Here is a 19,769-nt window from a genome sequence, read left to right as displayed (position 1 = left end):
TGTAGAGTACAATGACCTTACACTGTGATTCCACATGGAGGCCATTATGGAGATGAACACACGCGTGCAAGTGCGCAGCAACCAACTACTCAAAGATGAAGCCGCAGCGCTGCTTGAAGACATGGGGCTCGACATGACCACCGCAGTCAACATGCTGCTCAAGGAAATCGTGAACGAACGCAAGTTCCCATTCCAACCGAAAGCCCCATCTTTTGAGTCCGCTGTACTCACATCACTTGACGAGCCATCAATCGATGTGGAAGATGACACCATGTTTGCCGAAATGATCGCTCATGCGTAAAGTACAGGTCAAACCCGCATTTCTGCGGGACATCAAAAGACTCAAGCAAAAGCACTACGACATGCAGCTGTTGCTGGAGGCCGAGGCTGCGCTGCGCCGCAACGACCGAGCATTGCTTACCACCCGGTACCGCGACCACCAGCTCAAAGGCAACCTCAGCGCGTTCCGCGAACTTCACATTCAAGGCGACTGGCTCCTGGTCTACTTCGTGGAGGGCGAGCAGGTAACCCTCGCGCGCACCGGCACCCACGATGGGCTGCTCTAGTCAAATTGTGTCAACCACTACGCAACAGGTCTTGAACGCATACATCAAATCGAAAGTGTCTACAGTCCACCGGCAATTACATGCGCCAGTGAGGCACGACTGCGGGAGCTGGTAGAGTGTGGGCAGACTTACGCGCGGCCGAAACCAACGGAACCGAACCGGCGGAGCTGTACCAGCAAACCGGGCAGCCTGCCCGCAAGCGACCTGCCGCCGCCACGCATCGAACGATAGGATTTAGGAACTTATGGGCTTTATCACCTTCCTCATCGAACTGCTGAAGGATCCGCGCACCATCATCGCCGGATGGATCTCGATGGGAGTGACACCCACGCTCGCGTTCATCTTCCTCATCGTTTTCGTCGAGACCGGTGTGGTCTTCTTCCCGTTCCTACCCGGCGACTCGCTGCTCTTCGCAGCCGGCTTCTTCGCCGCACCGGACGCCACCACCGGCAAGTCCGCCCTGCCCCTTGCGGTCCTGCTGCCCATCGTCTGGCTTGCCCCCATCATCGGCGACCAGTGCAACTACTTCATCGGCCGCTTCTTCGGCCGCAAAATCGTCGCCTCGGGCAAGGTGAAGGCCATGACCCCCGAGCGTCTTGCCAAGACGGAGGGGATGATTGACAAGTGGGGACCTCTGGCAGTGTTCCTAGGGCGCTTCTTCCCCTTCATCCGCACGTTCATGCCGTTCATCTCCGGACTTTCGGGCATGCACTGGGCTCGATTCACCCCGTTCTCCGTGCTGGGCGGCCTGATCTGGTCCACGCTGTTCACCCTGCTCGGCTACTTCTTCGGCGGTATCCCGGTGGTGCAGAACAACTTTGAACTGGTCATCGTGGCCATTCTGCTCGTCTCGCTGCTGCCCACCATCATCGGCCTGGTCAAAGCCAAGTTCGGTAAGAAAAAGCCCGCCGCAGACACCGACGAGACCAGTACCAGCAGCATCGACCGCTGAGACTGCGCTTCAGACCACTGACACCGCTACACGGTACGGTTACACTGTTGCCGCGACGAGATGTACAACTGCCCACCAAGTTCAACAAAATCTAACCATCGCCTATATACCACAATGAGGGTGCGGAAGACGAATCTTCCGCACCCTCATGTGCGTTATTAACAAGTACCAGCGCAACCGCGGCTGCGCTACCTCACGTAGCTCAGGCCTTGTCCGCGGTGTTCTTGCGGCTCATTGCGAAGGAGACCACAAAGGCCACCACCGCAAGCACCAGAGCAAAGATGAAGCCCCAACGTGAACCGCTGACGAACGACATCGCCGTGCTGGCACCGCCCTTGCTGGCCGACTGCTGGCCGGCGTTGAGCAGCACCGTGGTAACGGCCGTGATGACCGCACCCAGCACCTGCTGCAGCGTGTTCAGAATCGTGGAGCCGTCGGTGGACAGATGCTCAGGCAACGCACCGAGTGCGGAGGACTGTGCCGGGCTCATGGCCATCGGCACGCCGATCATGAGCACCACGTGCGCCAGAATAATGTAGGCGATGGAGCTCTTGGGGCCGGCGAGCATGAGCAGTACCAGGCCGACCATGGAGAGCACCAGGCCGACGCGCACCAGCCACTTGGGGCCGATGCTGTCGTAGAGCCTGCCGGAGATGAGCGAGACGAGCGCGTTGATCACACCACCGGGCAGCATAACCAAACCGGTCATGGCCGCGGCGATGCCCATGCCCTTCTGCAGTTCCTGCGGCATGAGGTACATCGAAGCGAGGGTGATGCCGAAGTTCATCATGACGATGAGCGCGCCGACGGTGAACTGGCGGATACCCATGGCGTGCAGGTCGATGATGGGGTTGGTCATGTGCAGCTGACGGTAGCTGTACCAAGCGATCGCAGCCACGCCCACCACGAGGATGACAATGACCGGCCAGCTGAAGCCGAGCTCGCTGATGAGGCTCACGCCCAGCACCAGACCGCCGAAGCCGAGGATGGAAGTAATGACGGAAAGCGCATCAATCTTTGGCTTGGTGAGCTCATAGGGGTTTACCATCCAGATAGCCGCGCAAACCAGTGCCACAAAGGCGATGATGGCAAAGAAGAAGAAGATGGCGCGCCATGAGAGAGCGCCGATGAATGCGCCGGCAAGGGTGGGGCCAATGGCCGGAGCAAACATGATGACCAGGCTCGCGGTACCCATGGCACCGCCGATCTTACTGAGCGGGAACACCTCAAGGATGACGGAGAACATCATCGGCAGCACCAAGCCCGTGGAGATGCCCTGAATCATGCGGCCGATGAGCAGCACGGCGAACGACGGCGCGAAGCCGGAAAGCAGGGAGCCAATGAAGAACGCGGACAGCGCCACGAAGAGGATGTTACGTGCCTTGAACCACTTGAGCAGCAGTCCGGTGAACGGCAGCACGATGCCGATGACGAGCATGTAGCCCACCACCATCCACTGCGCCACGCCTGCGGAGATGTTGAAACTCTGCATCAGGTCGGGCAGTGCGATGTTCATGGATGTTTCGGAAAGCATGCCCAGGAATGCGCCCAAGTAGAGTCCGAGCATGGTGAGATTCGGATGCTTGACACCGAAGCGTGCCTTCATCGGATTCGGTGCACCGGCAGGCACACTCCCCGACTCATTGTGATTGTGCGCCGCGTTCCCGGCGCCTCCGTTTGCCTTTTCGGGCATGGTAGTTTCAGACATGGTGGTCCCCATGACTTCCCTTCTCTAATTATTTTGGTAGAGTTCGCATCGATTTTCGGGCGCGCAAAAGCTGCCTGTCCCGCGGCGACGCATTTCATTATCGAGAGTGACGCACTCGGCGTCCGCTTACATACAGGAACCCCTCAATTCCTCAAGCAAGTTCCCTATTATTAGCGCCCCGGCAGACATTCGAGCGGATGCATACGCGGAAAGTCACGTACGACGCATACCAAAGTGCACGCCTCTACCAGCACATCTCTTGCTAAATCACGATTACCGCCGTGTGCAGCATCACGCATCACGAACCCTCACTCCCGCTTGCCCTCGGGTACGAAAAAGCCTCCGGACGGAACCATCCGGAGGCTTTACAACGCTGTAGCTATCAGCGCTGCTTCGTGTTTATGCGAACATTCACGCGGCTGCGCGCTGAACCTTGCCAGCCTTGAGGCACTTCACGCACACGCGCACGTGGCGGTTGTGGCCGTCAATGGTGGTGCGCACCGACTGCAGGTTCGGCGAGAACGTGCGCTTATTGCGGATATGTGAATGCGAAACGCTGTAACCGGTGCGAGGTCCTTTGCCGCACACTGCGCAACGAGCTGCCATGATGAACTCCTATTACTATTGACTTAAACGTTTGAGTCTTTCTGCACCACACGCGTTGCATGCAGCCAGAACATAACTATTGCAGTAGTATAGCAAGGTAGCCTGACGTACGTTTTCCACAACAAGCAGAAATGCAATATTTGTGCAAAGGTACTAAATTCATGCAAATTTTTTAAAGCAATTCACAACGATACGCCTGTACCTGACCGGTTGGTAAGTGATGCACGACACGCCGGGCATTTATTTGCCTAAATATTTAGGTTTTCCACATACTTGTGCTTAGTTATCAACAAAGCAAATAACCAATACAATATTTCAACCTTGTTTCTTTTCCTCTTCAAAATCGCCCCATTGCCGGAAATTCGGGCTTACCTCAGCAATATCGCGTCAAACCCTTACTATACAGTTGCAGCAGAAATGACCAGTACATAATTACGCATTGTACATTCTGCAACGTTTTCTATAAACTTGTTGATTTTTTCTCAACCGATTCAACTAGAATTATGCACTTGAGACAAGTGTTGCATCTGTCGAAACAACATGTGAGGAGAGTGTTAGATGTCACGACCTCGGCAAAACTCCAGCCAGCCTACCGCCACCCAGCGCATGCAGAACGCCTTCTGGGACATTCTCAAAGACACCCACTACACCAAAATCACAGTCACGGATGTCGTCACGCGCGCCAAGATCAACCGCAACTCCTTCTATTATCATTACGACAAGCTGCCCGACCTTGCCACCGCCGCGGTCAAATCGACCGTGGACGCCATTGCGAAAGCCATGCCGGAACTCGTCGAAGACCCTACTGAATCCTGGCGGCGCATTGTCAACCAACTGTTGGGCATACCGGCACACCGCATTCACATCGATCATCTGTCACTCGTCTTGAGCCCCAACAGCGACCCGTTCCTGCTGACGCTGGCGCGCGACTCCATCCGTGCCGCGTTCATCAAAGGGCAGCATCTCGACGAAAACAACATGTCACTCACTTCTGACGTACTGCTGGAGTTCTCCACAGGTGGCCTCATAGCCCTCGTAGGCATGTGGCCGCGCCTCTCTCAGAACATCACACTGGACCAGCTCGTCACTGTCGACGGCGCCGTGCTGGCTCGCACGCTCTACCTTTCCATCTCAAACCAGAACATGCCTGATTTCTGGATTCGACTCTTCCGCGCCTCCATGCGCAGCCAGGACCATTCCTCGCTCGACGCTCTGACGCAAATCGAAACCGAGAACAACAATTTCAAGGCTCAGGTGCAGGCTCTGCTTGATCAGGTGAACGCTGCCGCGAATGGCACTGCGCTGCCTCAGTCCGCCTCGCACATGCAGTACGGTGCCATCCCATCCGCTTACCCGCATTCCGACGCTTATGGCAATACGGAACCGTACAACGGACAGCAATATGGCGGCAGCCCGGTTCCAGGTGCATCACCCTACGGCGCTCAGTACCCGACCATGCAACCGCAGGGTGGTGCGTACACTCACGACGGCATGGATCAGTACGGGCAATATGGCGGTCAAGGATATGGCGCCCCGCAGTACAACGCCCCTGCCGACGGGCGATACTACCCTCCGCAGCAGGTTCCGACGTTCAATCCAGGTCAGCCGGCTTACGGAAGTCAGCCGTACAATCCCAACCAGCCACTCTCAGGTGCACCACAACCCGGAGGCGCACCGAACATCGCCGGTAACGCCAGCAACGGCACTGCTCCCGGACAGCAGGAGCAACCGGACAACAGGCCACAGCAGACAGGAGATGCGCCAGAACACACCTCTGGCAACCAGCACTGATGCTAAGCAGCAATGACGCCAGCCAACGCTGACAGCCAACTAGTGCTGACAACACAACGCGAGCGTAAATAATTTAGGGGCCTTCCAGATTTACCGGAAGGCCCCTAAATTTTAATATCCGATGCTCACAGGCGTCTCAGCCATGAGATTGCGCATAGCCGCACTATGCCCACACCATCGCAAACGTCAAGGCCGTAAACATGACCAGCGCTGCAATCACACCAGGGTTGGCGAGCACCACACTCACGCGAGCCCCCTTCGGCAGTTCATCGGGGGCACGATGGAACCGCAGCTTGCGATAGTTGACAATCGCCACCACAATGCCGACCACGAACATCACCACGTTGAACAATTGGAGCAATATCAGCATCACGGCCGCAAAACCACCGACACTGACGGCAGCTTGCATGCGAGCAAAATTACCGCTCGACAAATCATCCATCACCGAAGAGGACAAGCCCATCTGGCACAGCTGAGGCAACGCCCCGCCGAACAGGTTGAACAGCATGTGCAGTCCCACGTTATAGCGCATCTTGCCGGTACGCACGTAGACATATCCCATCACCAAGCCCAGGCCTGTCGCGTAGAAGAACTGGTACAGGTTGGCATGGTAAAGACCAAACGCCAGCGCGGAGAAGACGATGGCAGTCTTTTCGCCATACTGCTGCGTGTGGTCGATAATCTGCTTGCGGAACAGCCACTCCTCAACAAGCGGCGCAAAGACGACCGTAGTGAGCACCATGAGCACGGGGTTCGTGCCGGTGATGGCATCCTGCAGGCGATCGGAAGACCTCCCGGAAGACAATGCGTCGGATATCCAGCTGCCGAGATCGCTGCCAATCACACTGATGGGGAACGTGAGCGAGAACATGGCAAGGAACGCACCCGGCTTCATACTCGAGGTCTTGCGCTTCACTTTGGGCAGTGTACGGAAAACCAGCAATGCAAGCGGAGTGGCGATGAGATAGTTCGGTACATCGCTCAGCAACGTACTGATATCGCCCTCGCCCATACCCGCGTTGCTCAATACCGGTTCCAGCCAGCCGTACAGTGCGCCAGTCAGCACATTCCAGACCAACGCCACCATAATGAGCGCAAACCCGATACGAGAGAACACTTTGCGATGCTCCCTCAGATATCGCAACCATGCCGGATTACGACTGGCACCATAAGCTGCCGGCCCCAAAGGAGCAGGCTGACCGAACGGAGCGGGATTGTGCCCCGGCATCTGCCCGAATGGCTGCTGCATGGGCTGATACCCGTACTGGAACTGTTGCTGATATTGAGGCTGCTGCGGCTGAGACTGCTGAGACTGCAGCTGGGACGTCTGGCCTGCCGGCGGCACCTGGCTTGGAACCTGAGGAGCTTGCTGATATCCATATTGCGGGTACTGCTGGTATTGCGGCTGCGCATACTGGCCGGGTTGTACCGGCTGCCCCGGCTGCGCTACCTGATCAGGCGCTCCCGAGAAGGATTCCTGCACATGAGGTGCTTGCACCCCCACCGGCAGCCGCGCATCACCCACCGATTCCGACGTGTCTAATCCCGACTCGGCTTGGCTATCAGCCGGGCTCGTATCAGGCGTCACAGCGTCATCCAGCAGGCTGCCGTCTGCGTGCTCATCATGTATCTGCTCGTCGCTCATGACCCTCCCCAAGTTGGTGTATATCGGATTTCAATGTATCGCTCCAACCTGAGCGCCGCCTTAATCCATCTCCAGGAAGCGCTCAGAGACACTATTTCACTGCGCCATCAAGCAGTGCGGTAATCAACTCGCGATAGCTCATCCCGGAAGCCTCCCACGCTTTTGAATACATGGAAATCGGCGTGAAGCCAGGCATGGTATTGATCTCGTTGACCAGCACCTCACCGCGCGGTGTCACAAACGTGTCCACACGGCTCAAACCCGTGCCGTCAATGGCCTTAAACGCCTTCACCGCAACCTCTTGCACCCGGCTCAGCGTGTCTTGCGGCAAGTCGGCCGGAACCTGCACGTGCGAAGCCTCGGCATCGGTGTATTTGCTGTCGAAATCATAGAACTGGTCGGCACCATCAGCCTTGCGATCAAGCACAATCTCGCCCGGCATACTGGCCTGCGGTTCACTGCCGGCCGAAGGGGCAAGTATCGGGCACTCGATTTCTCGTGCGTCAACACCCTGCTCCACCAGCACCTTCCAGTCATGCCGGGAAGCTTCCTGCAACGCCGCAGCAAGCTCGGCAACGTCTCCCTTGCGCTCCACTCGCGTTACCCCGAAGCTCGAACCGGCACGAGAAGGCTTGACAAACAGCGGATAAGACAGCTTCGCCTTACGCACGCTTTCCATCACCGTTGCCGCGTCATCGGCGAACCCGTCCTCGTTGTCAAAAGCGCGCGTATCTACAGTGATGCCCGGAACCACTGGAATACCGGCCTCGCGCAGCAGCACCTTGGTGTAGTGCTTGTCCATCGCCGCAGCCGAAGCAAACACACCGCAGCCCACGTACGGCACGCCCATCATTTCCAGCAGGCCCTGCACCGTACCGTCCTCACCGAAGGGACCGTGCAATACAGGGAACACCTCGTCAATGTAGCCAAGAGAGGTGAGTGAACCGTCCTCTTCGCGAACATAGAAGCCATTGTTGCCCTGCGCCATATTGAGCACTACCGGTCGGGCACCTTCAGCATCCACCTGCGGCATGGCCGAAGCCTCGGCGTTCTCGCCAGCGCCGGAGGCAACGGCGCCGTCAGCAGTGCCGGTCAGAGAAAAACTGCGGGGATCGGCACCACCCATCACCCAATCACCGGAGCGAGTGATGCCAATCGGCACAGGGGCGAACCGCTCAGTGTCGATGGCGTTCAGCACCCCGGCCGCAGATACACAGGAAATCGAATGTTCATCGGCTTTACCGCCGTACAGTACCACAACGCGTTTTTTCCGCATGATCTTCCTCCAGTAGCATGTGCCAAACGGCACCAACCATAGGGGCCTCGCAGCTGCCGACAGCGTAGAATCACACCGTTTCCAACCACCCCTGTCGTGCCCTCAAGCCTACACGAGGAAGGAAACATGAACGCGCCGTTTCACTCCTCGCCAACGGTCTCGCCGAGCAGCTCGGCAAGCATCTGATCGCAGGAGATACCCTCGTTCAGCACACGACCCATGGCGCTGGCCAAGGGGGTGGGCACGCCGAGTTCACGCCCCATACGTTCCACAGCACCGGTGGTGGGAACCCCTTCTGCCACACCGTTGCTGGCCTGCGTGGCCTCCTCAACGCTCATTCCGCGACCCAAGTTGGCGCCAAACGTGTAGTTGCGGCTCAACGGAGAGCCGCATGTGGCAATCAAATCACCCACACCGGCAAGACCGGAGAACGTTTTGGGGTCGGCGCCCAAAGCCTGTCCAAGCGCAGTGAGCTCTGCCAGACCACGAGTCTCGATGGTTGCCGCAGTGTTCTCGCCGAACCCGGCACCTCTGGCCATACCTACGGCAAGCGCCACTACGTTCTTGAGCGATCCGCACATTTCCACTCCCACCACATCAGTGGTGATGAACGCGCGGAAATACGGGGTGGAGCAGGCCTCGGCCACCATTCTGGCCGCGCTGATACTGTGCGACGCAACCACGGTGGCGGAAGGCTCGCGCGCAGCCACCTCGCGGCTCAAGTTAGGGCCAGAAACAGCGGCGAACCGCGTGTCCGGCAAGTTCAAAGCCTCGCTGACCACCTCGTCCATCCGCTTGCCCGAGCTGCGCTCAATGCCTTTCATGAGAGAAACGACAATAGCGCCCTGGTCTATGAGCTCGCGGAACGGTTCCAACGCCTCACGGGCATGCTGGGCTGCGATGGCCACCACCACGATGCGAGCGCCACGTACCGCTTCTTCACGGTCGCCGGTGGCGGTCATGGACTGCGGCAGACGGTCTACGCTAGGCAGACGCGCCTCGTTGCGGTGCCTGTCACGAATGTCTTCCACGATAGACGTTTCACGCCCCCACATCGTCACGTCGTTGCCGGCATCAGCCAGCACCTGGCCAAATGCCGTACCCCATGCTCCGGCTCCCAATACTGCTACCTTCATGGTTCCTCCTGCGCTGTGTCTATGTATCTGTTATATCTATTGTCTCTATTGCCTGTTGGGCTCTATTATCTATTGACTATCATGCCTGCGTACTGTTGCCGCTCACCGCACCATAGTATTGCGCCGGTCTGCCGGCAGCACGCGCCTAGGCACGCGCCGCATGGTACGGAAATCCCAGTACCCTTCTTGCGGCGGCTCCTCACCGCGTATCTCGGCCATCACGGTTTCCAAACGTTCGCGCACACGTTGCGTCAGCTCGTCCACGGCTTCTTTCGGGGGCTCCTCGCCCCATTGATCCATGCCTTCCAGCAAATCAGCGTAATCGAGCCGCTCGTCGAAACACATCACCACGTTCTTCCGCGGCCACGGCCACCAATGGTTGATGCTGGCAGCACCCCAGGTCGCCGCACAGAACAGTGGCACCTGGTAGCCCAGCCGGCGCGAAGCTTCAAGCGCGATGATGCCCACGCCCTCTTTCAAGCTCATCGGCCATTTGAGCGGGTCGCGCGACAGCGTACCTTCGGGCCAAATGGTGAGCGGACGACCCGAGGTGAGGATATTGATCGATTCCTCTTCGATCTGGTGCGCCTTGCCGCTGTTGCGCGGCACGGGCTGCATGCCGACCAGCTGGAACCATTTGCCGATAATAGGCCATTTTGCCATCTCGGCCTTGGCCATGTAGCGCGGGCGGCGCCCCATGTGGAACAGGGCGGACATCGGCACGAACACATCGTACAGCGTCACGTGCGTGGCTGCGGTGATGAACGGACCGGTCTCAGGCACCCGTTCCAGCCCCCATGCCCGCACTTTGCTGTGCGCGCGCAGCACCTTTGAGACTCCTTCGAGCAGCCGTTCGGTGGCTTTGGGGTTCTGCGCCTCAATTTCGGCGGTGTTGGGCCGTTTCACTCCAGTGGGATAGTAGTAGGTGGAATCCACCAAATGATGGCGCTCCCCCAACTTAGCCACTTGTTCGTCACTCAGCGGCTTCACAGCGGAACGCGGCGACGGTTTGCCTTTAGAACTCATGCATCCATTGTGCCGCGAGGCTTGGAACGTGAGTCGACGTGTACGGGTACAGCGACGGCATACTCGGCATCGACTTTACCAACGTTATGCTCAGCCCAAGCATCATGGCACTCACGCCCGACCATATGATGGGCAAGGTCGGCGGACTTGCCAACACCCTCGCTATATGTGCCGCACCGTTGGGGCAATTTGTCTACGGCCTACTCTTCGACCATCTGCATGTCTCGGCAATCATGGCCGGAACCGCCATCTGCCTGTCCCTTATGGCTGTAGCCCTAGCCCCGGCCGCCCGCAGCCTCTCCACCGCTCTCAATCTCCCCAACACCACATCTCATACATCACCCACCTCATAAACCACCAAACCCCACGAATTTCAGCCCGCAACCTCAACTCGCATGAGCCTCTTCCCACTAATACGACACCTTCATCGCCTCCCATTTCGTTCCGTGAGTACTTTCTTGTCGCACTTCGACAAACCCGCAAAACAGGAACGTTGGAATCCCGTCATTCTCAAATTTCCACCAACCACAATACCCAGCAAAAGTACTCACGGAAGGCAGCGACAGTGAAAATATAGTGCTTATGACAGGAAATGGCTCCAAATCGCATTGATTCGGAGCCATTTTTACTGAGCAACACTGAAATCAGTCGATGTTCGCACCGAGGGCGGTGAGTTTGGTACGGAAGTCCTCGTAACCACGATCAATAAGGCTGATACCCTGCACATTGCTCGGCCCCTTGGCAGCGAGCGCTGCGATGAGATGGCTGAATCCACCGCGCAGATCGGGCACGTCAATGTCGCGGCCCTCAAGCGGAGTGGGGCCGAAGATGACCGCGGAATGCTTGTAGTTGCGCTGCTGGAATCGGCATGGCAGGCTACCCAGGCACTCACGATAGAGCTGAATGGTGGCGCCCATCTGCACCAACGGCTTGGTGAACCCGAAACGCTCCTCATATACCGTCTCATGCACAATGGAAAGCCCTTTGGCCTGAGTGAGCGCAACCACGAGCGGCTGCTGCCAATCGGTCATGAAACCAGGGTGCACGTCGGTCTCGATGGCCACGGGCTTCAGATCGCCGCCAGGATGCCAGAAACGGATGCCTTCATCGGTGATGTCGAACTCGCCGCCGACCTTGCGGAACACGTTGAGGAAGGTCATCATCTCAGGCTGGGTGGCACCTTTGACAACAATGTCACCGTGCGTGGCCAATGCAGCACTGGCCCAAGAGGCAGCCTCGATGCGGTCGGTAAGCGAGGTGTGACTGAATCCTTTGAGATGTTTCACACCTTCGATGCGGAAGGTACGATCCACATCCACCGAGATAACAGCGCCCATCTTTTGCAAAACGGCCACCAAATCCATGATTTCCGGCTCAGTTGCCGCGCCGGAAAGTTCGGTCTTGCCCTCGGCCTGCACCGCGGCCAGAAGCGTCTGCTCGGTGGCTCCCACTGATGGATAAGGAAGGTGAATCTTGGCACCATGCAAGCCGTCGGGCGCGGTGATGTGAATGCCATCGGCGTGCTCTTTATCCACGTTCGCGCCCAGCTTGCGCAGAGTCTCCAAGTGGAAATCGATGGGCCTGCCGCCGATGTTGCAGCCACCAAGCTGCGGAATGAACGCCTCACCCAAACGGTGCAGCAGCGGACCGGAGAAGAGAATCGGAATGCGCGAGGAGCCGGAGAGCGTGTCCACATCGGCCACGTCGGCCAGCTGTACGTTGGTGGCGTCAATGGTGAGCGTACCGGCGACCTTGTCGAAATCAACGGTGGCACCGTGCAGGCGCAACAGGTCGGAAACCACACGCACATCGCGAATCTCAGGCACATTGCGCAGCACCGAGACCCCTGGTGCCAGCAGCGCCGCCACCATGGCTTTACTCACGAAGTTTTTCGCGCCGCGCACCTGAATCTCACCGCTCAGCGGCTTGCCACCCTCAACGTGCAGCACATCTTGCGTTTCTTTGGCCACTGTCAACCTCTTTCGTCACCGTGAAAGCTCTCGTCCAAGCTTAACTAGCAGCATGCACAGCGACACACGCTTATGCTTGCAGCGCCATGCCTTCCAGCCTCATCCGCGCATGCTGCGGCAATCTGTCAATCCAGCGTATGAGCAAGAAAGCACTCAGTCCATACCCAAATCGAACGCCGCGGCGTCGTCGGCTGCGGAATACTGGCGGAACGCCATCAGCGTCTGCGTAGACTCCACACCCTCGACCTTGGAGATGCGGCCAGGAATGATCTTCGCCAAATCGTCGAAGTCGGGAGTGGACACGAGCGCCACGAGGTCTACGTCGCCAGCCACCGAATACACACGCGTCACACCGGGGATTTCGGTGATGGCCTGCGCGGCATCGGTAATTTTGCTTGCTTCGGTGGTAATCAGTACGACAGCGTCAGCCATGTTCGCTCCTTTAAGACCGTTTGCCAATACACCCTAACTATACCTGCTCTTGCAAGCCGTAAGCAACGTTGCACCGCCCCGCGCCCTCACCCCAGCAATACAGCCCACAGGATGCCAGACCCCGGCCCGATCCTCGCTCAAAGACGGGCCGAAGTCGAGGGCTACCGCAGACAGACAAGCTACCACAGGCTGGCTGCTGGCAGACCGGCTGGCAGACAGCCAGAGCCAGGCAGCCAGCCCGCGGTATCACAGCGGCTTACTCAAGCCACGTCTCCACCGGCAGCGGCTCCAACTGCTGTTCGGGAGAGTCGACATAGAAGTAAGCACAGGAAGACCAGTCATCCTGACGTTCGAACAGTTCAGGCTGCACGATCTTGGGATTGATCGCCGGAATATCGATCATGCCGCCGTTGACTGAAGGATACTCAAAGCCGGTCTGCAGCTGGTGCCAGTGGAACAATGCCTTATTGAGTTCATCGTTCGTGTCAAAACCACCAATCTGCTGAATCGTCATCCGAATATCCTTGTGGAAGTACACAGGATCTGGCACATGCAAACGATAGCAGCCTACAACCATGTTCTCACTGTCATAGTATTGGCTGCCGTGGTATTGCGAATAGAATCGGTCCTGCCCCCAAGCGGTCGAAACGTAATCCTCCACTCCGGTGCCGCACAGCGTAGGGTAATCTTCGTCTCCGTCTATATAGCCTTTGACCTCGCCCTCACCCCACCAGGCTTGGAAGTACCGCTCTGTGTCGCAGACGATACCCAGGTTGGTGCCCAAGAAACGGCCTTCTCCACTGATCTTCGGCAAAATCTCAAAGTCCTCGCGGTACTGTGTGGGATTCTGCCTGTTAAAGAAGGCGTGGAAGTACAGACCGGATTCATCGACATCATCACCGACCGTGTAATCGACCGCATAATAGAAGTGCTTGATGTCCTCTCCCGAACAGTTCTCGACGGTAATTTTCATACCATGAGCAAACGGCATAGGAATCATGCACACGAAGCTACGCCCTTCAGGACTGGAGAACAGCGCGTTGTCAAACGTAGCCATGTGCTTGGGACCGTGGCAGAAAAAGTCTCCGAGCGGAGCCACAACGGCCGCGGTGGTGGCACCATCCCAATACATCCTGAGAATGGTGCCACGCTGCACTTGCGGGTCGAGCGGATCGACGGTAATCCAAATGCGGCGCACCACACCAGAGCCTTCACCGACCTGAGCCAGCACAGACTCCTCTCCCTGATGGAGCGTGAACCACGCCGAACCTTTCCTGCCATTGCGTGCTTTGCCGCCCTTTCCTTTCTCTCCGAACGGATTCTCATGCGTGGCCCAACGCGTCTCTACTTTTGCAGGCACTGAGCAGAGACTGGCAACATCGTACGATTTCATATTGTTATAACTCCTTGAGATATCTCACATCATTTGCAGCCTGTGCAGCCGCTTTCACACGCTGTGGTTTCAGCGCTACATTTACTACTTGATTCCCACGGTTGCGTCCCCCTCCTTGAGTTGCTTCTGCACGAAGAAGAACAAGACGAACACAGGTAGCACCGACAACGCGGCAGTGGCCAACAAAATATTCCAATCCACGGAATATCCCGATACCAAATTCGCCAGGTATACCTGCAGCGTGTTGAGTTTGTCATTCTTGTTGACGATCAACGGCCACATATAGTTGTTCCAGGACGCAAGGAAGAAGGATATGATCAGCGGCACGACCATGGGGCGAGACAGTGGCAACACAATGGTGAAGAACCTTCTGAACACTCCGCATCCGTCAAGCTCTGCAGCCTCTTCCAACTCTTTGGGGAAGTCCATGTAGAACTGCCTGAACAGGAAGATGCCGTAAGCGTTGAACAGCTGCGGGATGATGAGCCCCCAATACGAATTCGTCATGCCGAGCATTTTCGTCACCATGAACTGGGGAATCAAAATCGCGGAAAGCGGCACCATCAGTGTTGCAACGATGAGACCGAACACCAATTTCCGCCCGGGAAACTCGAGGCGTGCGAGCGCATACCCGCACATCGAGTGCAGAATCATGGCCAGCAACGTGACCACTATCGAGATAAACAGGGAATTACCCAGCGCCCTGAGGAATTCTGGCGTAAGGGCATCCCGGTAGGAATCGAGCGTGAAGGGATGGGGAATCAGCGATATGGTGAACACATCGCCGCTCGTCTTGAACCCGCTGATGAACAGGATAATGATGGGGAAAATAAAAGCGACCGCCATCACTATCAAGAATGCGTATACGAGAGTCTTAGCGATTTTTGCGTGCATTTCAATCCTCATCCTTGTCTTGTGTCAGCTTCATCTGGATAAGCGAGATAACCAGCAGTATCAGGAAGATGATGACCGACATCGCCGAGCCATAACCCATCTTGAGCATGCCGAACGATTGGTCGAATATGTACAGCACACCAACCTGGGTGGATTCGTTCGGGCCGCCGTGCGTCATGACCAGGATGATGTCCATGATCTGGAAGGCGGTAATGGTGGTGGTCACCAACACGAAAACGCTGGTGCGCTTGATCAGCGGAATGGTGATTTTGAAGAACTGCTGAATCTTGGAGGCACCGTCAAGCTGTGCCGCCTCGTAATATTCAGACGGGATGTTCTTAATCGCCGAGTTGAACAGAATGGCAACATAACCAAGGTTGATCCACACCATTACCACGACGATGGAAACCAGCGCCTGCTTGGTGGACCCTATAAACTGCTGGTCGGGAATGCCAAGCATGTTGAGCAGACTATTGAGGTATCCGTTCTTCTCGCTGTACAGGAACATCCACAACGTGGCCGCCACTACGGAAGTCACCGAGAACGGCAGCAGGAAAGACGTTTTGATGAAACTGCCCAAATGTTTGGGAAGATAGTTCACCACTGCGGCGAGAATGAGCGAGAACACGAACACCAGCGGCACATATTCCAGTGCGAGCACCAGTGTGCGCCATAGTGACGCCCACCATTTTTCGTCGCCGAACAATTTCACATAATTGCTCAGCCCGGCGAACTTCGGCGTCTGCACCATATTCCAGTCAAAGAAGGAATAGTAGAACGCGAAGAGTATCGGCACGACCACGAAAATGGCGAGGCCGATGACGTCAGGGAGTACGAACAGTATCCCGGCCCTGGCATCATGCTTTGCGCGTGCGTGCACAGGTTTGCCACCCTGAACCGATGATGTTGAGGAAAACGATTTCATAACGTATCCTCCTTTCTTGTTTGCAGAAATGTCCTTTCGTGAGGTGAAGTCTTCATGTCATTGCTCGATTCTCGACCCGATGGATTTCTCTATGACCTGTTGGGCGTGATCGGCGGCGCTTTTGCCGCTTTGCCCGGCGAACATGACACCTTGCAAAGCATCACCCATCGCGTCGGTCGCCTCTGCCGGCAAGCTCAATTCCGGTTTGGCTCCGTCGTACATTTTGGTGAACTCCGCACGCAGCCCTTTGTTGTACAGCTTCTGATTGCGCTTGATGATGGAACGCCTGGCCGGGTACGCAAACTTGGCTTTTGTCACCCATTGCGAGGCGAAATCCTCGTTTTCGGTATCGCCGTACAGACTGAAGATAAATGCGGCAGCCTCTTTGATGTGCTTCGACTTCGAGCTGACGGCCAATTTCTGGCCGCCGGCGACGGTCACCTGATGCTTGCCGTCGGGAGTGGGAAGCGGCACTACGCCGATATGAACGTTGCTGTATTTGGTTTCCAAATCGTTGATGGCGAACGAACCGGATACCTGCATCGCCGAAGTGTGCGTCGACAGGCTGCTACTGTCCCAAGGGCCGATCTGCAAGGATCGCGGAGCTGTCTTGTCTTTGAAGAATGACCCCCAGAAGTCAAGCGCTTTGACCATGCCCGGCGAGTTGACGGTCACGTTGCCCTTCTCGTCGGTCACACCCGCATTCTGCATCCACATGAACGGGTAGAAATCGTACAGTGTGTACCCTGACTTTTCAACAGGAAGCACGAGGCCGTATCGCTTGTCATTGGTCAGTTTCTTTGCGTCTTCCTGCAGCTCTTGCCACGTGGTGGGCGGAGAGATCCCCGCTTCGTTCAGAACGTCTTTGTCGTAGTAGAGTCCAAGCAGATCCATCTCAAAGGGAAGGGCCATCTTCTTCCCTCCGAATTTAGCCGACTCCAGCATCGAAGGGAGGATGTCCTTCTCTAATTCGGGGCTGTAGTACGGATCGAGGTCGGCCAGCATGCCGGCTCCTGCAAACTTGGTGAAGGTGGCAGGCTCCACATAGAAAATGTCAGGCGCCGCACCGTTGGCAAAGGCTATGGTGATGGCTGTAGTGCTGTAGTCGCTCTGGTTGATCACTTTATGATCAATATGAACATCCGTGTGTTTGTTGTTATAGTCCTTCACCGCTTTGTCGAGATACTCGCCTTCAGATCCAGTCTGAAAACTCCAGAACTCGAGCGTGATGGGGCCTTGTGCCGCACTCGCTCCGCAGCCAGCCACTCCTAGAGTGAAGGCGATTGCGGAAAGAATGCACAACAACCGTTCGGGAAGAGCCCATCTGTTTCTCTTCATTTTGCCTCCTTACAAAATGCGATATCCTGCTCGGAAATGCGAAATCCGCAGCGTATTGCGGGTTCGATCAAACGAGTCAATCTGCGATGATGACGCGCTTTACATAAATGATAGCGCTTACACTTTAGAAAACAAAATCGGGCGCGTTGCGGAGAGTTACCGAAACTCTTCGCTGTTTTAGCAACGTTTTTCAACGCTCGTGCTATCAATTTGGAGACATAAATAAAGAAAGCGCTTTCTTTAGTACAGAATATAATAGTGTTAGGTACACATCGCGAACCAAAGGGGAACCTATGACCACACTCCACGACGTAGCTCTCACCGCAGGAGTGTCAGACGCCACCGCCTCCCGGGCACTGCGCGGGGTCGGCAAAGTAAAAAGCGAAACCCGGTCGAAGGTCATGCAAGCCGCCCGCTCCCTCAACTTCACGCTTTCCCGCAACGCTTCCTCACTGGCCACAGGCAAAACCATGCGCGTCACCATCCTCTTGGGAACGCCGCTCAACTCATGGTTCAGCGCCAACTGCATGGAAGGCGTTTACGAAGTACTATCGAAAAACGGATACGACCCCGTACCCAACATTGTGCGTACGGAGCAAGATCTGCATACCTTCTTGGCAAATCTGCCCACCAACAAACGCAATATGGACGGCCTCATCATCACGTCGATTCGAATCGACAACTATGCGGACACCAACCTTGATTCCTTCGGCATTCCCGTAGTTGGGCTGGACGCCATGAACTCCGAGCTGCTTGACGCCAGCGTATCGGTAGATAACGAGCATTCCATGCTCAACGCCGTGAGGTTCCTCAAAAGGCTAGGGCACAAGACCATCGGCTACGTACAGCATCCGCACCCGAATCTCTTCCCGTCAAACTCCGAACTGAGGGAAGCGTATTTCGTCGCAGCCGCTAAGGAGCTCGGCTACAGCGAGCAAGACACCGTGCTATTCAAAACAAACCGACGGCTCGCAGATTCCAACATATCGTTCGAAACCGCTTCGGCAGAACTGGCCGGTCGAATCACGTCCTCAGACGTTCAACCTACTGCCATCTGCGTCGAGACCGATGAAGCGGCGATTGCGCTGACACAGAACCTGCGCAGCCTGGGCATCCGAGTGCCAGAAGACATATCGATCATCGGATTTGACGACGACAGCAACGCCAAACTCGCCAACCTGACCACCATTCACCAAGACCCGGTAGATATGGCACGAACCGCAGCACAACAACTGATCTACCTGATGAATGGTGCGGAAATAGAGAATCCGTCAATCCGTTACCGCACCACGCTCATCCCCAGAGGCAGCACCATTCCACTACGCTAGCTGTTCTTTATTCTGCAGTACCGCACAAACGCGGATGCCACCTACGCTGCCGTCGTAGCCCCAATCGGCCCTGCCCAGTCACTGTCGTCCACCGCAGGAGCCGACGCCACCGGTTCGGCGGACAGGCTCCTGGCAGGCAACGTGGTCGGCTTGAAGGGGAAACGCTTGGCACGCTCTGCCTCATAGGCCGCGATGTCGTCTTCATGCTGAAGCGTCAGGTCGATATCGTCATATCCGTTCATCAGGCGCCAACGCGTGTAATCATTGACTTCAAAAGGCAAGGTGAGATCGCCGCAAGTCACGGTACGATCCTCGAGATTCACCGTCATCTCACGTCCGGGCTGCGCCTCGAGTGCCTGCCATAGCTGCTCCACATTCTCCTGTGGCATGATGGCCGCAAGCACACCGTTCTTGGCGGTGTTGCCGTAGAAGATATCAGCGAATCGCGAGCTGATGACCACGCGGAAACCGAAGTCCCGCAACGCCCAAACGGCATGTTCGCGAGAGGATCCGATGCCGAAATCAGGTCCGGCCACCAGCACACGCGGGTTGGCATACTCGGGCCGGTTGAGGATGAAGTCAGGGTCGCGCCGCCAAGCATGGAACAGCGCATCCTCGAAACCGGTTTTTGTGACTCGCTTCAAAAACACCGCAGGAATAATCTGATCGGTATCGACGTTTGCGCGGCGCAACGGCACCCCCGTGCCCGCAATGGTGGTAAGTTTCTCCATAATATATCTCAATTCATCATGTACGTGTCTACAATAATCGTCTCAGTGCTCG

The 19,769-nt window shown here is 56.6% G+C and carries 19 protein-coding genes; 6 read left to right on the top strand and 13 right to left on the bottom strand.

From position 1 onward, the window contains the following. Positions 1–46 precede the first annotated feature (46 nt). From AC3B5A_RS04930 to AC3B5A_RS04920, 3 genes are all read left to right on the top strand, one after another. Positions 47–301: a type II toxin-antitoxin system RelB/DinJ family antitoxin gene (locus tag AC3B5A_RS04930; RefSeq protein WP_489760731.1), complete on the top strand. Its 255-nt coding sequence runs from the start codon at positions 47–49 to the stop codon at positions 299–301. Next, a complete protein-coding gene (locus tag AC3B5A_RS04925) occupies positions 294–566 on the top strand; it encodes a type II toxin-antitoxin system RelE/ParE family toxin (protein WP_489760732.1) in 273 nt (90 codons plus the stop codon). The genes AC3B5A_RS04930 and AC3B5A_RS04925 overlap by 8 nt, the downstream gene beginning before the upstream one ends. Positions 567–810: 244 nt before the next feature. Beyond that, complete coding sequence (locus AC3B5A_RS04920) at positions 811–1,518, top strand: DedA family protein (protein WP_489760733.1); 708 nt, start codon at positions 811–813, stop codon at positions 1,516–1,518. 202 nt (positions 1,519–1,720) lie between these two features. Here AC3B5A_RS04920 and AC3B5A_RS04915 read toward each other — a convergent pair whose 3' ends face one another. Then, complete coding sequence (locus tag AC3B5A_RS04915; protein ID WP_489799316.1) at positions 1,721–3,226, bottom strand: DHA2 family efflux MFS transporter permease subunit; 1,506 nt, start codon at positions 3,224–3,226, stop codon at positions 1,721–1,723. A gap of 411 nt (positions 3,227–3,637) precedes the next feature. Then, entirely contained in the window at positions 3,638–3,832 is a 195-nt protein-coding gene (gene rpmB / locus AC3B5A_RS04910; protein ID WP_489760736.1) for a 50S ribosomal protein L28, read from the bottom strand. A gap of 558 nt (positions 3,833–4,390) precedes the next feature. Here rpmB and AC3B5A_RS04905 point away from each other — a divergent pair. Next, a complete protein-coding gene (locus tag AC3B5A_RS04905; RefSeq protein ID WP_489760737.1) occupies positions 4,391–5,623 on the top strand; it encodes a TetR/AcrR family transcriptional regulator in 1,233 nt (410 codons plus the stop codon). 163 nt (positions 5,624–5,786) lie between these two features. On the opposite strand, the gene AC3B5A_RS04900 is transcribed toward AC3B5A_RS04905, so the two are convergent. From AC3B5A_RS04900 to AC3B5A_RS04885, 4 genes are all read right to left on the bottom strand, one after another. Beyond that, complete coding sequence (locus AC3B5A_RS04900) at positions 5,787–7,268, bottom strand: CPBP family intramembrane glutamic endopeptidase (protein WP_489760738.1); 1,482 nt, start codon at positions 7,266–7,268, stop codon at positions 5,787–5,789. A gap of 91 nt (positions 7,269–7,359) precedes the next feature. Beyond that, complete coding sequence (locus AC3B5A_RS04895; protein WP_489799314.1) at positions 7,360–8,544, bottom strand: D-alanine--D-alanine ligase family protein; 1,185 nt, start codon at positions 8,542–8,544, stop codon at positions 7,360–7,362. 140 nt (positions 8,545–8,684) lie between these two features. Continuing rightward, positions 8,685–9,680 carry an NAD(P)H-dependent glycerol-3-phosphate dehydrogenase gene (locus AC3B5A_RS04890; protein WP_489799312.1) on the bottom strand — a complete coding sequence of 332 codons (996 nt, stop codon included), beginning with the start codon at positions 9,678–9,680 and terminating at the stop codon, positions 8,685–8,687. Between the two features lie 102 nt (positions 9,681–9,782). Next, positions 9,783–10,706 (bottom strand): lysophospholipid acyltransferase family protein, encoded by a 924-nt coding sequence (locus AC3B5A_RS04885; protein ID WP_489799311.1) that lies wholly within the window; start codon positions 10,704–10,706, stop codon positions 9,783–9,785. 38 nt (positions 10,707–10,744) lie between these two features. Here AC3B5A_RS04885 and AC3B5A_RS04880 point away from each other — a divergent pair, with 38 nt between their 5' ends. Further along, positions 10,745–11,059 (top strand): hypothetical protein, encoded by a 315-nt coding sequence (locus AC3B5A_RS04880; protein WP_489760742.1) that lies wholly within the window; start codon positions 10,745–10,747, stop codon positions 11,057–11,059. Positions 11,060–11,350: 291 nt separating this feature from the next. On the opposite strand, the gene murA is transcribed toward AC3B5A_RS04880, so the two are convergent. The 6 genes from murA to AC3B5A_RS04850 form a co-directional block, all read right to left on the bottom strand. Further along, on the bottom strand, positions 11,351–12,676 hold the full coding sequence (gene murA / locus AC3B5A_RS04875; protein WP_489760743.1) for a UDP-N-acetylglucosamine 1-carboxyvinyltransferase: 1,326 nt from the start codon (positions 12,674–12,676) through the stop codon (positions 11,351–11,353). 153 nt (positions 12,677–12,829) lie between these two features. Continuing rightward, positions 12,830–13,108: an Lrp/AsnC ligand binding domain-containing protein gene (locus tag AC3B5A_RS04870; protein WP_489760744.1), complete on the bottom strand. Its 279-nt coding sequence runs from the start codon at positions 13,106–13,108 to the stop codon at positions 12,830–12,832. Between the two features lie 256 nt (positions 13,109–13,364). Then, complete coding sequence (locus tag AC3B5A_RS04865) at positions 13,365–14,501, bottom strand: glycoside hydrolase family 172 protein (RefSeq protein ID WP_489799309.1); 1,137 nt, start codon at positions 14,499–14,501, stop codon at positions 13,365–13,367. 84 nt (positions 14,502–14,585) lie between these two features. Continuing rightward, a complete protein-coding gene (locus AC3B5A_RS04860; RefSeq protein WP_489760746.1) occupies positions 14,586–15,347 on the bottom strand; it encodes a carbohydrate ABC transporter permease in 762 nt (253 codons plus the stop codon). A 49-nt stretch (positions 15,348–15,396) separates the two neighbouring features. Further along, positions 15,397–16,320 carry a carbohydrate ABC transporter permease gene (locus tag AC3B5A_RS04855; RefSeq protein ID WP_489799307.1) on the bottom strand — a complete coding sequence of 308 codons (924 nt, stop codon included), beginning with the start codon at positions 16,318–16,320 and terminating at the stop codon, positions 15,397–15,399. A gap of 57 nt (positions 16,321–16,377) precedes the next feature. Then, complete coding sequence (locus AC3B5A_RS04850; RefSeq protein ID WP_489799305.1) at positions 16,378–17,658, bottom strand: ABC transporter substrate-binding protein; 1,281 nt, start codon at positions 17,656–17,658, stop codon at positions 16,378–16,380. Between the two features lie 293 nt (positions 17,659–17,951). Here AC3B5A_RS04850 and AC3B5A_RS04845 point away from each other — a divergent pair, with 293 nt between their 5' ends. Further along, a complete protein-coding gene (locus tag AC3B5A_RS04845; RefSeq protein ID WP_489760749.1) occupies positions 17,952–18,986 on the top strand; it encodes a LacI family DNA-binding transcriptional regulator in 1,035 nt (344 codons plus the stop codon). Positions 18,987–19,027: 41 nt separating this feature from the next. On the opposite strand, the gene leuD is transcribed toward AC3B5A_RS04845, so the two are convergent. Further along, complete coding sequence (gene leuD, locus AC3B5A_RS04840; RefSeq protein ID WP_489760750.1) at positions 19,028–19,717, bottom strand: 3-isopropylmalate dehydratase small subunit; 690 nt, start codon at positions 19,715–19,717, stop codon at positions 19,028–19,030. Positions 19,718–19,769 lie beyond the last annotated feature (52 nt).

The sequence above is a fragment of the Bifidobacterium sp. ESL1133 genome, from assembly GCF_058107325.1.
The sequence above is the reverse complement of the archived record's forward strand: the minus strand, read 5'-3'. Positions and strand labels throughout refer to the sequence as shown.